At 60.9% G+C, this 15,596-nt stretch carries 12 protein-coding genes; 7 read left to right on the top strand and 5 right to left on the bottom strand.

Going from position 1 to position 15,596, the window contains the following annotated elements; all coding sequences use genetic code 11:
* From ACNPM8_RS17485 to ACNPM8_RS17475, 3 genes are all read left to right on the top strand, one after another.
* Positions 1-1,173 (top strand): hypothetical protein (locus ACNPM8_RS17485; protein WP_448940306.1); only part of this gene is annotated, 1,173 nt, incomplete at its 5' end.
* A 99-nt stretch (positions 1,174-1,272) separates the two neighbouring features.
* Positions 1,273-2,457 carry a hypothetical protein gene (locus tag ACNPM8_RS17480; RefSeq protein WP_448940305.1) on the top strand — a complete coding sequence of 395 codons (1,185 nt, stop codon included), beginning with the start codon at positions 1,273-1,275 and terminating at the stop codon, positions 2,455-2,457.
* Between the two features lie 690 nt (positions 2,458-3,147).
* Entirely contained in the window at positions 3,148-4,029 is an 882-nt protein-coding gene (locus ACNPM8_RS17475) for a Kiwa anti-phage protein KwaB-like domain-containing protein (protein ID WP_448940304.1), read from the top strand.
* Positions 4,030-4,339: 310 nt separating this feature from the next.
* Here ACNPM8_RS17475 and ACNPM8_RS17470 read toward each other — a convergent pair whose 3' ends face one another.
* Entirely contained in the window at positions 4,340-6,052 is a 1,713-nt protein-coding gene (locus tag ACNPM8_RS17470) for an AMP-binding protein (protein WP_448940303.1), read from the bottom strand.
* Between the two features lie 295 nt (positions 6,053-6,347).
* Between ACNPM8_RS17470 and ACNPM8_RS17465 the strand changes: the two genes are divergently transcribed.
* Positions 6,348-7,151: an IclR family transcriptional regulator gene (locus tag ACNPM8_RS17465; protein WP_448940302.1), complete on the top strand. Its 804-nt coding sequence runs from the start codon at positions 6,348-6,350 to the stop codon at positions 7,149-7,151.
* Positions 7,152-7,200: 49 nt separating this feature from the next.
* On the opposite strand, the gene ACNPM8_RS17460 is transcribed toward ACNPM8_RS17465, so the two are convergent.
* The 4 genes from ACNPM8_RS17460 to ACNPM8_RS17445 all read right to left on the bottom strand — a co-directional run bounded on the left by ACNPM8_RS17460 (position 7,201) and on the right by ACNPM8_RS17445 (position 12,814).
* Complete coding sequence (locus tag ACNPM8_RS17460; RefSeq protein WP_448940301.1) at positions 7,201-8,163, bottom strand: hydroxymethylglutaryl-CoA lyase; 963 nt, start codon at positions 8,161-8,163, stop codon at positions 7,201-7,203.
* On the bottom strand, positions 8,160-9,401 hold the full coding sequence (locus ACNPM8_RS17455) for a CaiB/BaiF CoA transferase family protein (protein ID WP_448940300.1): 1,242 nt from the start codon (positions 9,399-9,401) through the stop codon (positions 8,160-8,162). Before ACNPM8_RS17455 ends, ACNPM8_RS17460 begins: the two co-directional genes overlap by 4 nt.
* A 25-nt stretch (positions 9,402-9,426) precedes the next feature.
* A complete protein-coding gene (locus ACNPM8_RS17450) occupies positions 9,427-10,848 on the bottom strand; it encodes a GntP family permease (protein ID WP_448940299.1) in 1,422 nt (473 codons plus the stop codon).
* A 259-nt stretch (positions 10,849-11,107) separates the two neighbouring features.
* Entirely contained in the window at positions 11,108-12,814 is a 1,707-nt protein-coding gene (locus ACNPM8_RS17445; RefSeq protein ID WP_448940298.1) for an AMP-binding protein, read from the bottom strand.
* Positions 12,815-13,568: 754 nt separating this feature from the next.
* On the opposite strand from ACNPM8_RS17445, the gene ACNPM8_RS17440 reads away from it, so the two are divergent.
* The 3 genes from ACNPM8_RS17440 to ACNPM8_RS17430 all read left to right on the top strand — a co-directional run bounded on the left by ACNPM8_RS17440 (position 13,569) and on the right by ACNPM8_RS17430 (position 15,554).
* A complete protein-coding gene (locus ACNPM8_RS17440) occupies positions 13,569-13,817 on the top strand; it encodes a type II toxin-antitoxin system Phd/YefM family antitoxin (RefSeq protein WP_133833449.1) in 249 nt (82 codons plus the stop codon).
* Positions 13,814-14,020 carry a Txe/YoeB family addiction module toxin gene (locus tag ACNPM8_RS17435; RefSeq protein ID WP_448940426.1) on the top strand — a complete coding sequence of 69 codons (207 nt, stop codon included), beginning with the start codon at positions 13,814-13,816 and terminating at the stop codon, positions 14,018-14,020. Before ACNPM8_RS17440 ends, ACNPM8_RS17435 begins: the two co-directional genes overlap by 4 nt.
* Positions 14,021-14,684: 664 nt before the next feature.
* Positions 14,685-15,554, top strand: a complete 870-nt coding sequence (locus ACNPM8_RS17430) for a VOC family protein (RefSeq protein WP_332489215.1) — start codon at positions 14,685-14,687, stop codon at positions 15,552-15,554.
* Positions 15,555-15,596 lie beyond the last annotated feature (42 nt).

The following is a 15,596-nucleotide window of genomic DNA, read 5'->3' as shown; positions in this document are numbered from 1 at the left end:
CTGGGCCCCCCCCTGACTCTTTTCTTCGAAGAACCCCAGGCGCAGCAGGCCGAAGCCAAGGTCCGTGAGCTGCTGGCCGCCCGCGAAGTGATCTCGCTGGTCTCCGTGCCGGTGCCCTGGAACGGGCTGGCGATGATCGAGGCCAGCCTTGCGGTGAACCACGAGGGGCTCTTGCTGCTCGCTGGCCCCGCGGGCGCCATCAGGCTGGGCCAGCAGGTCGAGGACTTCGCGTTGGCGCTGAAGCTGGGCACCGGTGCGCTGTACGTCGACCAGGACGACGCCGAGGTGCAAACCGGGGAGCCCATCGAGGATCCGCGGCTCGATGCCATGCCGCCGGGGCGGACCGTGGCCATCGGCGCGCTGAACGAGCCGGACATGGGGGTGTGGGCCGCCGCGAGCAAAACCAGCTGGCAGCTCTTGCCGCAGGAATCCGCCGGCGCCGCCGTGGCCGTGCACGAAGGCTTCCTGGTGGGCGGCGTGCTGGCTGCCAGCCAGCATCCGGCGATCATGCTCAGCCGCACCGGCGCGCGCTTCACCGCGAGCTTCTGGTTCCAAAAGCAGCCGGCCAAGCTCGGCGGGCACCCGGCCTGGGTGCACATCTGGCCGGTCGCGGCCAGCCCCGCCTTCTGGCCGCAGGCCTCAACACCCGCCCGGCGCGAACTGGACTGGCTGCTCGCCAACCAGGACAGCGTCGATGGCCAGGAACTCGACGAGCTGGCCGGGCTTGTGGTCGGTGCCGAGCGCATCGAGCGGCTCAAGCAGGCGCTGGCGGGCACCGGCAGCCTGCAGTCGGCCCAGCGGGTGCTGGAGACCTTCGGGCATCCACCGGTCCTGGCCCGCTATCTGGAAGACGCCGATCTTCCCGAGGACGCGCGATGGATCGAACCGGTGTCAATGGCCCGGGCAGTGGGCCGTGCACTGATCACCGAATCCCGCACCTCCGGTGCCAGGCCGCGATGGTACAACAAGTTGTCGTGGAAACCCGCCGCGCAGCTGGCGCTGGGGCTCATCGAGGCCCTGGTATTCTCGCTGGTGCTTGCGGCCACCCATTGGCAGCAGCCCTGGGCGCCACCCTGGGTAATCGTGCTGCTGCTGGTGCTCGGCTTTGTTGATGCCACTGGGAATACCGTCCTCGGCGCGGTCCGCTGGTTCCGCGCCCGGCGCCGGCGCTAGCGCCAGGCAACCACCCGGGCGCTGCCTGCCAGGACGGCACGGGTTACCGCCTATGATTGACTTATCGCCATATCCAACTAACCAAAGGGGTTACTTTTCGTGGATTCAACCGAGTTCAACTACCTCAACCTAGAGTTCATTTTCATGGGCGACAAGCCTGAATCTGCACAACTGGTACGCACCGCGCTGGCCGATCGCCGCCTGCTGGGTTTTATCGGCGGAGCTGTTGAGCGTGAGAATTCCACTGAAGTAACGGCCGAAGTGGCCACGGTAAGCGAAGCCCGTGATGCGGTGCTCTACCGCATCGATGCCAAGGGCAAACTGCGTGAAGGCTCGCGCGTGACCAAATTGGTCCACGAGCTGAAGAACTCCACCGGTGCCAGCTACGTGCTGGTTGACGGGGACGAAATTGACGGCCCCAACCCGGATGATGAAGAGCTTGGCGAGTACGGCGGCACCAACGAGCTGCTGCACGGGCCGAAGCTCAAGGGCTCCGAACTGGTGCTGGCAGCAGGCTTTGCCGAGAACGAGATCACCGTTTGGGAGAATGCCTCCGGGCTGATGGCCATGCCCAAGGAACCGGTCTATGCCCCGAGCATCTCGCGCTCGAACCGCCCGTACCTGTGCTTGGACCGTACCGGCAATGCCATTACCGCAACCATCGAGGCCAAGGGCTCGCGCCGGACCATGTTCGGTTCGTCGGTGTCCATGGTGGTGGACCTGGAACGCACGGCAATCCTGGAACCGGAAGCCGGTTCGCCGGCAGCGGTGCGCCTGGATGAGCTCAACAGCTTGCTCTTTGGCTGGGACGAAGAAGAAATGCAGATCATCGAGCAGCTGATTTCGGATCCGGCCGACCGCTCCGAGGCCCAGCAGCTGCTGTGCAGCAGCGGGGACCTGAAGGATATGAAGCGCCTGGTCTCGCTCTTCGGCTTCGATCCGCGCAGCATCGATTACCTCACCGGCCGCCCGCTGCCCGAAGACCGCAGGGTCATTGCCACCGGCGGCCCGTTCAAGACCTTGAAGTCCGCACTGGCTGAGCAGGAGCGCGAGGCCAAGGGCCTGGAACGGCTGCTGTACCGGCACAACTGGAATCCGAAAGCGCTGATGGGTTCGGGTGCTGCCGTACTGGCCTCCGGCGCGGCAGCGCACCTGGTCCTGGCCAAGAGCGGCAAGTTCGCCTGGCTGCCCAAGCCGGCGCGCCAGCTGCTGATGCTGGCCTGGTACGCCGATGGCGCCTTCTATCTGGGCAAGGGCATCGTCGATGCACTGAAAGGAAAATAAACTTCTTGATAGGTGTCACCAAATGAGATGAATCTAAAACCTAGAGAGCAGTTCGCCAAAATTAGCATTCAAGTATAAACGGCCGTCATTCGAAAGATCGAACACGGATTCTGAGATAGGATGAATTGATTTACGGTATCTAACGGGGGTGTGCGAAATGAAGAGCATATTTTTTCTTGCTTCATACACGCCCGTTTTCCTTTTGCTCTCCGCACAAGCGAGAGGGACGGACTTTATATGGATACGGTTAATTTTGTGGTTGCTATCAGCTGTCGGACTTCTCGGTCTTTTCATTCTGCTTCGCTGGGTAAAGAAAAAACCATCAACGAAGCTTACAATCACAGCACGTCGGGACGCCGGTTATGAATCGGTCGCCTTTCTTGCCGGATATCTGTTACCGCTGCTAACTGCGGCCATGGACAACCCATACGTGATTTGGGCGACTGCTGTCTACCTGGGTATGGCTTGGATAATAACCATCAGGTCAAATCTAATCCAGGTCAACCCTCTGTTACTAATATTCGGATACAGGATTTTGGTAGTCGAATGCGTTGATTCTACAATCTTGGACAAGAGAACCGCTGAAAGGTTTTTGGTGACAAAGGTCCCTGTACGCGTGGGGGACGAAGTATATTTTCAGAGAATCACAGACGATGTGTTTCTTCAGCAAACTGCGGGCCGGAGAAAATGATGCCAGATTTTGAAATGTCCCTTATTGTCTCATGGGTGGTTGGGAAGAACGTATTTTCTGGCCCCATTGATGTCAGCGGCGAGGTCGTTGATATTTTTGAGCAATATGTGAAGGAGTCACTCGAATCTGTAGAAACGTTGCAACACATTCCTACTTTTGACCCTGATTGTGAATACGAGAGTTCGGAACGTCATGTTTTGAGAGCATCGACACATGATTTTATTGACATTCCTTTGCTTGACGTTCTGAGGGTTGGACATTTGAATGAAAATGTGACTTCTACGGAGATGAATACCAGACGTCCGAGATTATATGCTATTTCTGCTTTGATTAATGGAACTAGGAATATTTTTGTTAGGGCGACATCACCCGTTAAATTTCCGTCAAAAAGTTTACGTGGGTACCTAACGGACTCCTTTAATTTACTGAAGGATCCCATATTATCGTTTGACGAAAAGTTTGACTTCTTAATACGTGACGAAGAAATAATAATATTTAATCCCAATTCATTCGAGCGTATTACAAATAGTCCTGAAAATGCTGAGATCGCGAGCAAGCGATTAGTCGCTTCACTTTCCGAGGTTCTGCCGATTAATGAGGATAGTAAAATGGTACTTACCTCATTCTTGGGAAAGAATACTTATTCTCGCCGTAAAGCATTGAGTGTTTGTAATAAAGGATATTTGGAATCGCTTGATATTGCTCGTATCAGTGACAAGCTTGAAAAACATGGGCTCAAGCCGGATAACTTTTTAGACGGAAGTGATCTTGTTTTTACTTCAGAAAATTGCAAACAGTATCTTGAACTATTGAATGACGATGTGTTCCAAGGAGACTTTTCTGGTGAAGATTATGCAGCCGCCAGGAAGGCATCGTTTTAGGCGTAAAGATCGTCTACTTTGGTTGGCTTGCCCATGCTGCAATTTGCAATTAGTGGGACCGGAATCGAAGTATGAAATAACAAAAGCTATGGTCTATTTTTGTCAGAGTTTTCATTATTTAGAACGTCTCTGCAGTGATAAGTCGCACATTAAAGTTTTCTGTTCTAAACTTATCGCTGCATCGATTCACTCGAGAATCGGGTCGGCTAATTAAAATGACACGTGAGAACAAACATGTTTCTGGAATGGTCGTATCACCTGCCGCATCATCAATTGTTGATAACGTAATTTCGCAAAATAGGGAGAGTCTCTATTCTCTCGTTTTCAATTCAGGGAAGTCGGTATCGCGGTACTCGCCGCTCGGGGTCGTGCCGGCCGCATGCTGCTCTTCCTCGGCCAGGCGCAGCTCCACGCGGCGGATCTTGCCTGAAATGGTTTTGGGCAGCGCGGTGAATTCGAGCCGCCGGATCCGCTTGTACGGAGCCAGGTGCTCGCGGCAGAAGCCGAGGATGTCCTTGGCGATCTCCGCGCCTGGCTCGACGTGCGATGCCAGCACCACAAAGGCCTTGGGCACCGAGAGCTTCAGCGGATCCGGCGAAGGCACCACCGCCACCTCGGCCACCGCGGGATGCTCCAGGACCACTGACTCCAGCTCGAAGGGGCTGAGCTTGTAGTCGCTGGATTTGAAGATGTCGTCGGCACGCCCCACATAGGTCAAGACGCCCTCATCATCGCGTTCGGCGATATCTCCCGTGTGATACACGCCGCCACGCAGCGCCTCGGCGGTTTTCTCCGGATCGGCGAAATAGCCCTTCATCAACCCGGCAGGCCGGGGATCGAGTCGCAGGCAGATTTCCCCGATTTCGGCCAGCTGCCCGGTGGTCGGATTGCGCAGCTCCACCGCATAGCCCGGCATCGGGCGGCCCATCGCGCCGACCTTCACCTCGGTACCCGGCGAATTGGCAATCTGCACGGTGGTCTCGGTCTGCCCGTAGCCATCACGGATCACCTGCCCCCACGCGGTGCGCACCTGGTCGATGACTTCGGCGTTCAACGGCTCGCCGGCAGAGACCAGCTTGCGCGGGGGAGTCTGCAAGCTGCCTAAGTCCGCCTGGATCAGGTAGCGCCAGACGGTGGGCGGTGCGCAGAAGCTGGTGACCTTCTCCATATCCATCTGGTTCATCAGCGCCAGCGGATCAAAGCGCTCGTAGTTGTAGACGAAGACCGTCGCTTCGGCGATCCACGGGCCGAAGAAATTCGACCAGGCGTGCTTGCCCCACCCGGGGGACGCCACATTCAGATGGACATCGCCTGGTTCCAGGCCGATCCAGAACATCGTTGCCAGGTGGCCGATGGTGTACGAGGTATGGGTGTGCTGGACCAATTTCGCCAACGAGGTGGTGCCCGAGGTGAAGTAGAGCAGCATGTTCTCATCGGCCAGGGTCGGGGAGTCCAGGCGGAATTCGGCCGGAGCGTCGTGGGACTTGGCATATTGCAAGGTCCCTTCGGCGGCCTGCCCGCGGACTTGCACGATCCGGTAGTCCCCGGGGACTGCTTCGAATTTGGCGACCTGGTCATGGCTGGTGATCACCCAGTTCGCGTTGCCGCGCTCGATGCGGTCGGCGAGGTCCGCGCTGACCAGCTGCGTGGTGGTCGGGATGATGACCGCACCGAGCTTCATGCCGGCGAGCATCACTTCCCAGAGCGCCACCTCGTTGCCCAGCATGACGATGATGGTATCGCCGCGCTGCAGGCCTTCGTCGGCAAGCCAGCGGGCCACCTGGGTGGAGCGGCGCGAAAGTTCGGCCCAGCTGTAGCGTGCCGAGCTGCCATCGGGTTCGGTCAGGATCAGTGCTGGTTCATTGGCTCGCGCCGGGTCCTTGGCTACCTCGTCGAACCAGTCGTAGGCAAAGTTGAAATCGGTGAATTCCGGCCACGTGAACTCTGCCCGAGCCCGGTCGTAGTCATCGCGTGCTGCCAGCAGCAGATCGCGTGCTGCCCGGAACTTCTCGGTATTGCCCATGGGGGTCCTTTGCGTGATGGGCGCCTGCGCCCGACAGAATTCTTCGGTCTTCAGGATTCAATATACTTCAGTGCACAGTTCTGGCGAATTGTTGCGTCACCATGCGCGGTGCAGGTGCTGAACTTCACGAATTTTGTCCAGTAGCTTCCAATGCGGGCATGCATAGTGACCGAACGCCCGATCCGGCTGAACCCGCTGGCGGGGACGCTGCCGGTGGCAGGCTGGCCAAGGCGCCTGCGAGCAGTGCCGGGCAGGCAACTGGACTCGCAGATGCCGATGGTCTAGCGTCTGGAATATGCCAAAGGAAGAGACCCCCGCCAAGAAGCACAACCCCCTGTTGGTCTTGGGAAAAATCAGTTGCATCCTCGATTCCTTTTCACTGCGCCAGCCGGTGATGAACTTGGCCGATATCCGTGAAGCAACGGATTTGCCTGCCTCCACGGTGCAGCGTCTTGTCGCGAATTTGGTGGGGCAGGGTTTCTTGGACCGCGAGGATGACGGCTTCCGCATCGGGATGAAGATGGCCTACTGGGCCGCGCCGGCGACCCGGGGGCGGGAAGTGCTGGACGTCATCAGCCCGTCGCTGCGCGAACTGCGTGACTTCACCGGCGAAACAGCCTGCCTTTTCCGTGCCGAGCAGCAATTCCGCGTGTGCGTGGGCATTGCCGAAACTCGCCACGCGCTGCGCAGGGAAATGCACCTGGGTGAGCTCGCCCCATTGCATGCCGGATCTGCCGGCCGCGTGCTGCTGGCCTGGAAGCCGGAGCTCATGCAGCGGTTGCAGGAATCACAGCTGCAGCCGTTGACCGATGCCACGATTACAGGCATGGCCAACCTGGAGCAAGCGGTTCAGCAGACCCGCGCCGATGGCTTCGCGATCACCACGGGGGAGCGTGAAAGCGGGGCCTCGGGACTGTCCGCACCGGTCTTCGATTCCGCAGCGGGCCTCGTGGCGGCGGTGACCATCAGCGGACCCACCCTGCGCATGCCGCGGGAGACCTGCCAGAGCTGGATCGAGCCGTTGCTGGACACCGCTGAACGGATGACCCGGCTGATCGGCGGACGCTTCCCGGGCGAAACCCACCGGCCTTCCGCCTAGCGCCGCCCGCCCGGTCCGAGGGCTGCGGCGGCACCAGGCAATAGCGGCACTAGAGGCTGGTACCGCAATCCGGGGTGGCATCAGAGGAGATCACCCAGGCAAAGGCTTCTGCCTTGGAACGCGCCCCCTGGGCCGACTTGGAACGGTTCGGCTCGCCCAGCTCCTGCAGCAAGGATTCGGAGAGCCCGACGAGCCCGGCAAAGCGCTGCGGCGTGAGCCATGGCGGCTGGGTGGCGAACAGGATGTCCTCGCTGGAAGTGTTCCCGCTGGCCCCGGGGGCGAAAGGACAGCCTCCCAGGCCGCCGAGCGCTCCATCAACCAGGGTGGCTCCTGCCGAAATGGCTGCCAGCGTATTGGCAACACCCAGCCCCCAGGTATCGTGGCCGTGGAACACGATGCGCCGTTGCGGGGTTTCGCCGCGGACCCTGGAGATGAGCGAGGCGACCTGTGCCGGAACTGCTTGGCCCAGGGTGTCGCAGATGACGATGTCGCAGGTGCCCTCGGCCCGTGGATCATTGGCGATCTCCAGCACGCGCTCGGCGGGGACCTGCCCCTCGAAAGGGCAGGTGAACGAGGTGGCCAGGCACAGCTGGATGCGCCCGCCGGCTTCCTGGGCATAGCGCACGGCTTCTGGCAGGGCGGCGAGGCTCGCCTCCGTGCTGCGCCCGATATTCGCCTGGTTGTGCGCATCAGAAACAGAGAGGCAATACTGGAAGTTCCGGAGGCCCGCCTTGGCCGCCTTGGCCACATGCCCCGGGGTCGCCACCCAGATCCAGCAGCGTTCCAGCTCGTCCGGGCGCAGCCCCCGGGCAACATCGAGGGTATTGGCCATGGGCGGCACCAGGTCGGCACGCGCCATGGAGCCGAGCTCGATTTCCTGGACTCCGAGCCGGATCAACTCGCGCACGGTCCTGATTTTCTCCGGGGTGCTCAGCAGCTTCCCGGTCAGCTGCAGCCCGTCACGCAGCGTGACGTCGCGCAACGCGGCTGCGGGGGTGAATGAGTAGCTCACGCGATATTCCTTTCGCCAGCCGAGGCTTGCGCAATTTGCGCATCGGTCATTCCCAGCAATCCGCCCAGTACTTGTTCGGTATGCTCCCCGAGGTCGGGGCCGAGATTCCGAATGGGCAGCGAGGTCCCTCCCATGACCGGCACGATGCCGGGGAAGCCGACACCTTGCAAGGTTTCCTCGCCGGTGGAGACATCCAGATGCTGGATCATGTTCCGGGAGATGTATTGCGGCTCGTTGGCAATGTCCTTTGCGGTGTAGATCGGGCCGGCAGGAACTCCTGCCGCATCGAGGATGGCCAGGGCCGTGCTCGAATCCACGCTTGCGGCCCACTGGCCAATGGCGGCATCCAGCATTTCCCTGGCCTCCCAACGCTGGGCATTGCCCTGCAGCCGCGGATCGGCCCCGAGCTCCGGCCTGCCGATGGCTTCCATGTAGCGGCGGTAGATCCCGTCACCGTTTCCGGCGACCACAATGCTGGCCCCATCGGCGCAGACATAGGCATTGGATGGCGCAATGCCTTCCATGCGTCCACCGGTGCGGGTCCGGGTTTCGCCGTAGGCGCCGTGGTCCGGGAGCAAAGATTCCATCATGGAGAACATCGCCTCGTGCAGCGCCACATCGATCACGCGATGGTCCAACCCGAGGGAGGCCTTTTCCCCGCGCGCCATCTCCCGCTGGTAGAGCGCCATCACCGCGCCGAACGCGGCATACAGTCCGGCAATGGAATCGCCAATCGATACGCCGACACGAACCGGCGCGCGATCTGGATCGCCCACCAGATTGCGGAAGCCGCTGAAGGCTTCGGCCACGGCGGCAAAGCCCGGGCGCGCGGAGAGCGGACCGGTCTGGCCGAAGGCCGAGATGCGCGTGATCACCAGGTCCGGATTCACGGCGCTGAGTTCCTCTGGACCCAGGCCCCACTTCTCCAAGGTGCCCGGACGAAAGTTTTCCAGCAGCACATCGCAGTGCTTGGCCAGTTCCAGCACGGCCTCCCGGCCGGCGTCGCTGCGCAGGTCCAGGACGATGGACTTCTTGTTGCGGTTGATCGTCCGGTACAGCATCGAGACGCTGCCCTTCTTGAGCCGCCAATTTCGCAGCTCGTCCCCGGTTCCCGGGCGTTCCACCTTGATGACCTCGGCGCCGAAGTCCGCCAGGAGCCGGCCTGCAGTGGGGGCGGCAATGTAGTTGCCCAATTCGAGAACGCGGACACCCTTCAATGGGGCGATGTGCTCTGACATGTTCTGCCGTTCCTTTGCTGTCGCGCTAAATGAAGATGTTGAGGATCATGACCATTCCAAGGGCCACGATGGATGCGACCGAGACGCCTACGCTGACGGTCTTCAGCGCACCGCGCACGGTCTGCCCGAACAACGACTGCAGGAGCCAGAAGGTGTTCGAGGTGACGTGGACCATGAACAGCGCTCCGGAACCTGCCGCCAACGCGATGAGCACCGGGTCGATGCCCAGGCTCGGGGCGATCGGTGCCAAGAGGCTTGCCGCAGTAATTCCGGAAAGGGTCACCGAGCCAACGGCAATGTGAAGCAGGGCCGCGATGCCCCAGACCACTACCAGTGGTGCAACGGTGCTGGCCGAGAAGAACTGGCCCATGATGTCGCCCAATCCAGCCGTGGAAACCGTGGCTGCCAAGGAGCCGCCGACACCGGTCAGCAGCAGGATCTGCCCGCTCTCCCTGAACCCGCTGGCCACGCCGCGGTCAATCGCCTTCTGGCCGATGGTGTAGCGTGCCACGGCGATCGTTCCGACCAGGCCGATGAGCAGGGCAACTACCGGATTGCCGACCAGCTGGATCCAGCTGGCCTCATAGCCGAGGATTTCGGCCAGCGCGCCGCTGGCGATGAGCAGCAAGGATGCGAGCAGCGGCAGGAAGAGCAGGAACAGGGGCGCCTCGCGGCGCTGCCCGGTCTGCACCGCGGTGGCCGCGGCGGCCGTTCCGGCGCTGCCGGTGCGTGCAGCATCCTGGCCGGTCCCTTCGCCGCGCTCCAGCTTGCGGGTTCCCGGTGTCGGCTCGTCTTGCGCCAGCAGCTGCTCATCGCTCTCGGCTTTCCAGAAGCCGCGGTCGAAGAAGAAGGACATGATGGCGACGGAAATCAAGACCGTGGGCACGACGACCAGCAGGCCGAAGATCAGCATCTTGCCCAGGGGAACTTCAAGCATGCCGGCCAAGGCGACCGCGCCGACGCCAGGAACCATGAGGACGATGCCGACCTCGCCGGCGATGGCCATGGCCGTGGCAATGCGCGCGGTTCCGTGCTTGCCGATTTTCGGCGCCATGCGCCGGGCCAAGGGGGCCGCGATGACCAGCAGCACATCGAGGAAAATGGTCTGCAACGCGGTGCTGACAGCCAACGCCATGGTGTATGGCAGTCGTTTGGGGCCGAAGGTGTTCAGCAGGTGCTCGACCAGGCGGCGGATGGCGCCGGTCTCATTGAGGATGGAACCCATCAGCACGCCGAAAGCCACCAGCAGTCCGACTTCCACCATGATGTCGCCGAAACCCTGGGTGATGGTCTCGATGGTCTTGGTGACTCCCAAGCCGGTGGATAGGCCCAGGTAGAGCGAGCCAATGACCAAGGCGATGACTGGGTTGACCTTGAATCTCACGATAAGCACCACGGCGGCAAGCACGGCCACCGCGGTATTTATCAGAATCGCGATATCGGACATGTTGGATCCGTTCTAGAGGAATCGGGGAGCAGTGTGACATAAGCCACGGCATGAGAACTCATAGTATGAGTGTCAGCTCACGATGTAAACTATTGGCTTCTTAAGCGGGAAACCTCTGGAAATAAACCCGATGCGAACCCTGGCGGCTTGACGCGAGGAAGGGGAGTAGCGATGGGCTGGCGAAAGTTTCGAGGGAAGAGAAAAATCCAGGGCGCCTGCCGAAGCCATGTCCGGAACGCGCCCTGGATGCTCGAGGTCTCTACCCCTTGAGATTCGGGAAGTCGGTGTCCCTGTATTCGGTGCCCGCCGGGGCGCCGGCGCGGTGCCGGTCCTCTTCAGCCTGGCGCAGCTCCACCCGTCGGATCTTGCCCGAGATCGTCTTGGGCAGGTCCGCGAATTCCAGCCGGCGGATGCGCTTGAAGGCCGCAAGGTGCTCGCGGCAGTAGGCCAGGATCGATTCGGCCAATTCCGGTCCGGGCTCATGCCCGCCGGAAGCGACGATGTAGGCCTTGGGCACCGTGAGCCGCAGCTCATCCGGTGCTGGAACGACGGCCGCTTCGGCCACGCCCGGATGCTCAATCAGAACCGATTCGAGTTCGAAAGGGCTGATCTTGTAGTCGCTGGATTTGAAGACGTCATCGGCGCGCCCCACATAGGTCAGGACGCCGCGTTCGTCCCGCTCGGCGATATCCCCGGTGTGGTAGACCCCGTCCCGGAAGACCTCATTGGTCTTTTCCTCGTTCTCGAAATAGCCTTTCATCAGCCCCAGCGGGCGCTGGGCGGTGACCAGGCAGATCTCGCCCACATCGCCTTCTTCCCCGGTGGCCGGATCGCGCAGCACGATCTCGTAGCCGGGCATCGGGCGCCCCATGGCGCCGATGGTGATGGGCTCTGCCGGGGGATTGGCGATCTGCACCGTGGTTTCGGTCTGCCCGAACCCGTCGCGGATCACCTGCCCCCAGGCCTTGTGGACCTGGTCGATGACCTCTGCGTTCAGCGGCTCGCCGGCCGAGACCAGTTTCTGCGGCGGATGCTCCAGCGCACCGAGGTCGGCCTGGATGAGCAGGCGCCAGACCGTCGGTGGCGCGCAGAAGCTGGTGACCTGCTGGGCGTCCATCTGGTTCATCAGGGCCACTGGGTCGAAGCGGTCATAGTTGTAGATGAAGACCGTGGCTTCGGCGATCCACGGGGTGAAGAAGTTGGACCACGCGTGCTTTGCCCAGCCCGGCGAGGCGACGTTCAGGTGGACATCGCCTGGTTCGAGGCCGATCCAGAACATCGTGCTCAAGTGCCCGACCGGATACGAGGTATGCGTATGCTCGACCAGCTTGGCCTTCGAGGTGGTGCCGGAAGTGAAATAGCGCAGCAGCGTTTCATCGGCGCGGGTCGGGTGCTCCAGGGCGAAGGCCGCTTCTGCCGAGGATGACTGGGAGTAGTCGAGGATGCCAGCCGGTGGCTGCCCGCCGATCTGGATCAGCGTGTAATCGCCCGGCACCGATTCGAACTTGGGGATTTCGCCCTCGTTGGTGACGACCCATTGGATGTGGCCGCGGGCAATGCGGTCGGCCAGATCGGTGGGCGTCAGCTGCGTGGTGCACGGGACCATGACCGCCCCCAGCTTGATGCCTGCCAGCATCGATTCCCAAAGCTCGACCTGGTTGCCCAGCATGATGGCGATTGAATCCCCGCGCTTGATGCCCTGGTCGCTGAGCCAGCGCGCAAGTTGGGTGGACCGGGTTGATAGTTCGGCCCAGGTCCGCTGGGTGCAGCTGCCGTCGGATTTGGCGATGACCAGTGCTGGGCGCTCGGAGCGCTGCGGATCCCGGGCGACGTGGTCGAACCAGTCGAAGCCGAAATTGAAATGGGTGAATTCCGGCCAGGTGAACTCGGCGCGAGCCTGGTGGTAATCCTCCCTTAGCTCCAGGAGACGGTCACGGGCTGCTCTGAATTCTTCGGTAACGCTCACAACTAACCTTCCGTAGCTCTGGGTAAACCACCAAAACCCAAGGTGAGGTGGATCACCAGTCAATATACTTGGAAGTCCTAGCGAGTGGAAGATCGCCACCGATATAAACCGGGCCACCCCATGATTGCTGTGCGAAGTCGGACTGAATTCCGGTCCCTGGTGACGCGGTGACCAGAGCCCAGCTAGCAGTTTATTCCCGATATCCCGTCTGCAGCCGCGGCGTGTGGCCTTGCATTATTTCTGGGGTCCGACTGCCCGGACGCAGGCTTCTTCGTTGTTGGCCTTGAGGTCTTCGGCCAGGGCTGTTAATGCTGCATTTCCAGGGCAGTGGTTTTACCGATCCTCGCGGATGCAACCCGTACGCCGGGGCAATGGCATGGAATGCAGTGGCTGCAGTGTGGCCCGGGGCCGCTGTGGAATCTGCCTGATCGGCGAGCTCGTTGGGCCGTGTGGTTGTTGCAGCATCGACGGTTTCGCTCGCGACGATAGCGGGTGAAGCGGGTAGAAACGTGCTGTTGACTGATCCGGATCCACGAGCAGTCCAGACCTATCCTCAATATAGTGCCCACCAGGAAATGGGACTGGGTGACCCATGGTTAAAGCCAAGCGGCTTTGTCCGGGCAGCCCATTTTCCGTGAAATCTGAGTATCAACTGCGATGCCCCATGGAAGCAGGGATCGGGTTGCATTTGGGGATAGAGTCTCTCGAAGACGGCTAGAAGTTGTACCATATCCAGTACTGACCAAGGATGGGCATGGCAATCACAGCGAGTGAGGCGCGCCGCGATCTTTTCGGCTTGATCGAACGAGTCAATCTTGACCATGCCGAAGTGGAGATCTTGTCAAAGCGCGGATCTGCAGTCCTCATGTCAAAAGATGAGTATGACTCTCTGGTGGAAACGAGCTACCTTCTGCGCTCGCCGAGGAATGCGCTCCGCCTGCTTGCTTCGCTGGAAGCGGTACGCGGTAGCCAAGTGTCCGAGCGTGGACCTATTGATCCCTGAGTGAAAGACTGCTGACCTGGACGGCTGCCGGCTGTGAAGACTATTTCCACTGGCAGACCCAAGATCGCAAAACGCTCAGGCGTATCCATGCGTTGATTGAGGCTGTGCTGCGCTGTGACCCATTTGAGGGTATTGGCAAGCCTGAACTGTTGAAGCATGCCCTGGCTGGCGCGTGGTTGCGCCGCATTGATGAAGCTAATTGACTGGTCTATATTGCCGATGATCGCGCGGTGGCAATCCTGCAGGCCAGATACCGTTAGTGAACGGTTTCAAGCATTCGGTCGCCTGGCAGGCGTGCGTTATCGCGGCGCTTCGAGGGGAACGCGCGGGCGATATCTCTATTGATGGGCAGATCGCTTCCAGGGACGGCCGCAAGGGTCCGGCACGCATGGTCCGTGCGGGGCACGTTGTAATCCCAAGCTGACTCTTTGTCCTGCCGGCAGGGCGTGCTCAAGATATTCGGCAGCCGCTGGCCCGAGGCATTTGACCCCATTGCCCGGGTGAATGGCTTCGGGGATGTCGATGTTCAGCAGCTGGACTCGAGTTTCTGCGCCCGCCACCTTGGCATCCATGGTGTCGCCATCGCCATCGGCAACCCGGGTGGCCGTACCGCGATTCTCCGATCCGCCACTGCTGGTGAGTTCTATGGCACTGGCAAACAGCGACCCTGCCGCCGCAAGGAAATCCGGATGGCCTTCGTAGTTTTTGCAGCGGGGTTCTTGGTGTGCGAGCAGGGGAGGCTAATGCCATCCCCGGAACAGAATTCGCTGTGATCGGCTGAACATCCCAATTTCATTGAAGCATCAAGTAATTTGCGATAGGCTGTTAATCAATAAGGAATCGATGCACTTGGAAAAGGAGCTTGCCATGTCAGTACTCCAGCAAGACAAACTAGCGGCCACCACCCACATGAACGCAGTCCAGCTCAAGGTCGGCGACATGAAAACCATGAGCGAGTACTACCAGAAGGCCCTGGGCCTTGAAGTGCTGGCCGAATCAGCCGAAGGCACCCGCCTGGGCCGCGGAACCCAGGAACTGGTCAACCTGCAGAACGCGCCAGGACTGCAGCTCCCATCGCGCAACGAAGCGGGCCTGTTCCATACCGCGCTGCTCTTCGACACCAAGGCTGATCTGGCTGCGACCGTCCTGTCGGCAGCCCAGTTCGACCAGAGCCGCTTCGTGGGCAGCTCCGATCACCTGGTATCCGAAGCGTTCTACTTCACCGACCCGGAGGGCAACGGCATCGAGCTGTACTGGGACCGCCCGCGCGATACCTGGAGCTGGAGCGGCGGCGAGGTGGCCATGGACACCATCCACCTGGATCCGAACAAGTTCCTCAATGAGCACCTGACCGAGCAGGCCATTGCCGAACAGCGCAAGGCCGCCGCGGATGTAGGCCACGTGCACCTGCAGGTGGGCGATGTCGCAACCGCCCGCCAGTTCTACGTCAGCACCCTGGGCTTTGACGAAACCACCACCCTGGGCGAGCAGGCACTGTTCGTCTCGGCTGGCGGGTACCACCACCATATGGCCATGAACGTCTGGAACTCGCGCGGAGCCGGCCCGCGCAAGGACACGCTGGGGCTGGGTGAAGTGCTGATCAACGTCCCGACCGAAGAAGAAGTGGGCAAGCTGGCCGAGCGGCTGGCCTACGCCAAGGTGGCAAACCACCACACCGGAGCCGAACTTCGCTTCCGGGACCCTTGGAACAACGAACTGCGCGTCGCCGTAGGCTAACGCGGAGACAACGCACCGAGGCTTCATTGCCCCCGGGGGGGG

The sequence above is a fragment of the Glutamicibacter sp. AGC46 genome (assembly GCF_053543715.1).
The sequence above is the reverse complement of the archived record's forward strand: the minus strand, read 5'-3'. Positions and strand labels throughout refer to the sequence as shown.

Bases quoted from the DNA above. Each gene is read 5' to 3' on its own strand.
- ACNPM8_RS17475 (WP_448940304.1), top strand. From the start codon at position 3,148: ATGCCAGATTTTGAAATGTCCCTTATTGTCTCATGGGTGGTTGGGAAG.
- ACNPM8_RS17470 (WP_448940303.1), bottom strand. From the start codon at position 6,052: ATGGGCAATACCGAGAAGTTCCGGGCAGCACGCGATCTGCTGCTGGCA.
- ACNPM8_RS17465 (WP_448940302.1), top strand. From the start codon at position 6,348: ATGCCAAAGGAAGAGACCCCCGCCAAGAAGCACAACCCCCTGTTGGTC.
- ACNPM8_RS17455 (WP_448940300.1), bottom strand. From the start codon at position 9,401: ATGTCAGAGCACATCGCCCCATTGAAGGGTGTCCGCGTTCTCGAATTG.
- ACNPM8_RS17450 (WP_448940299.1), bottom strand. From the start codon at position 10,848: ATGTCCGATATCGCGATTCTGATAAATACCGCGGTGGCCGTGCTTGCC.
- ACNPM8_RS17440 (WP_133833449.1), top strand. From the start codon at position 13,569: ATGGCAATCACAGCGAGTGAGGCGCGCCGCGATCTTTTCGGCTTGATC.
- ACNPM8_RS17430 (WP_332489215.1), top strand. From the start codon at position 14,685: ATGTCAGTACTCCAGCAAGACAAACTAGCGGCCACCACCCACATGAAC.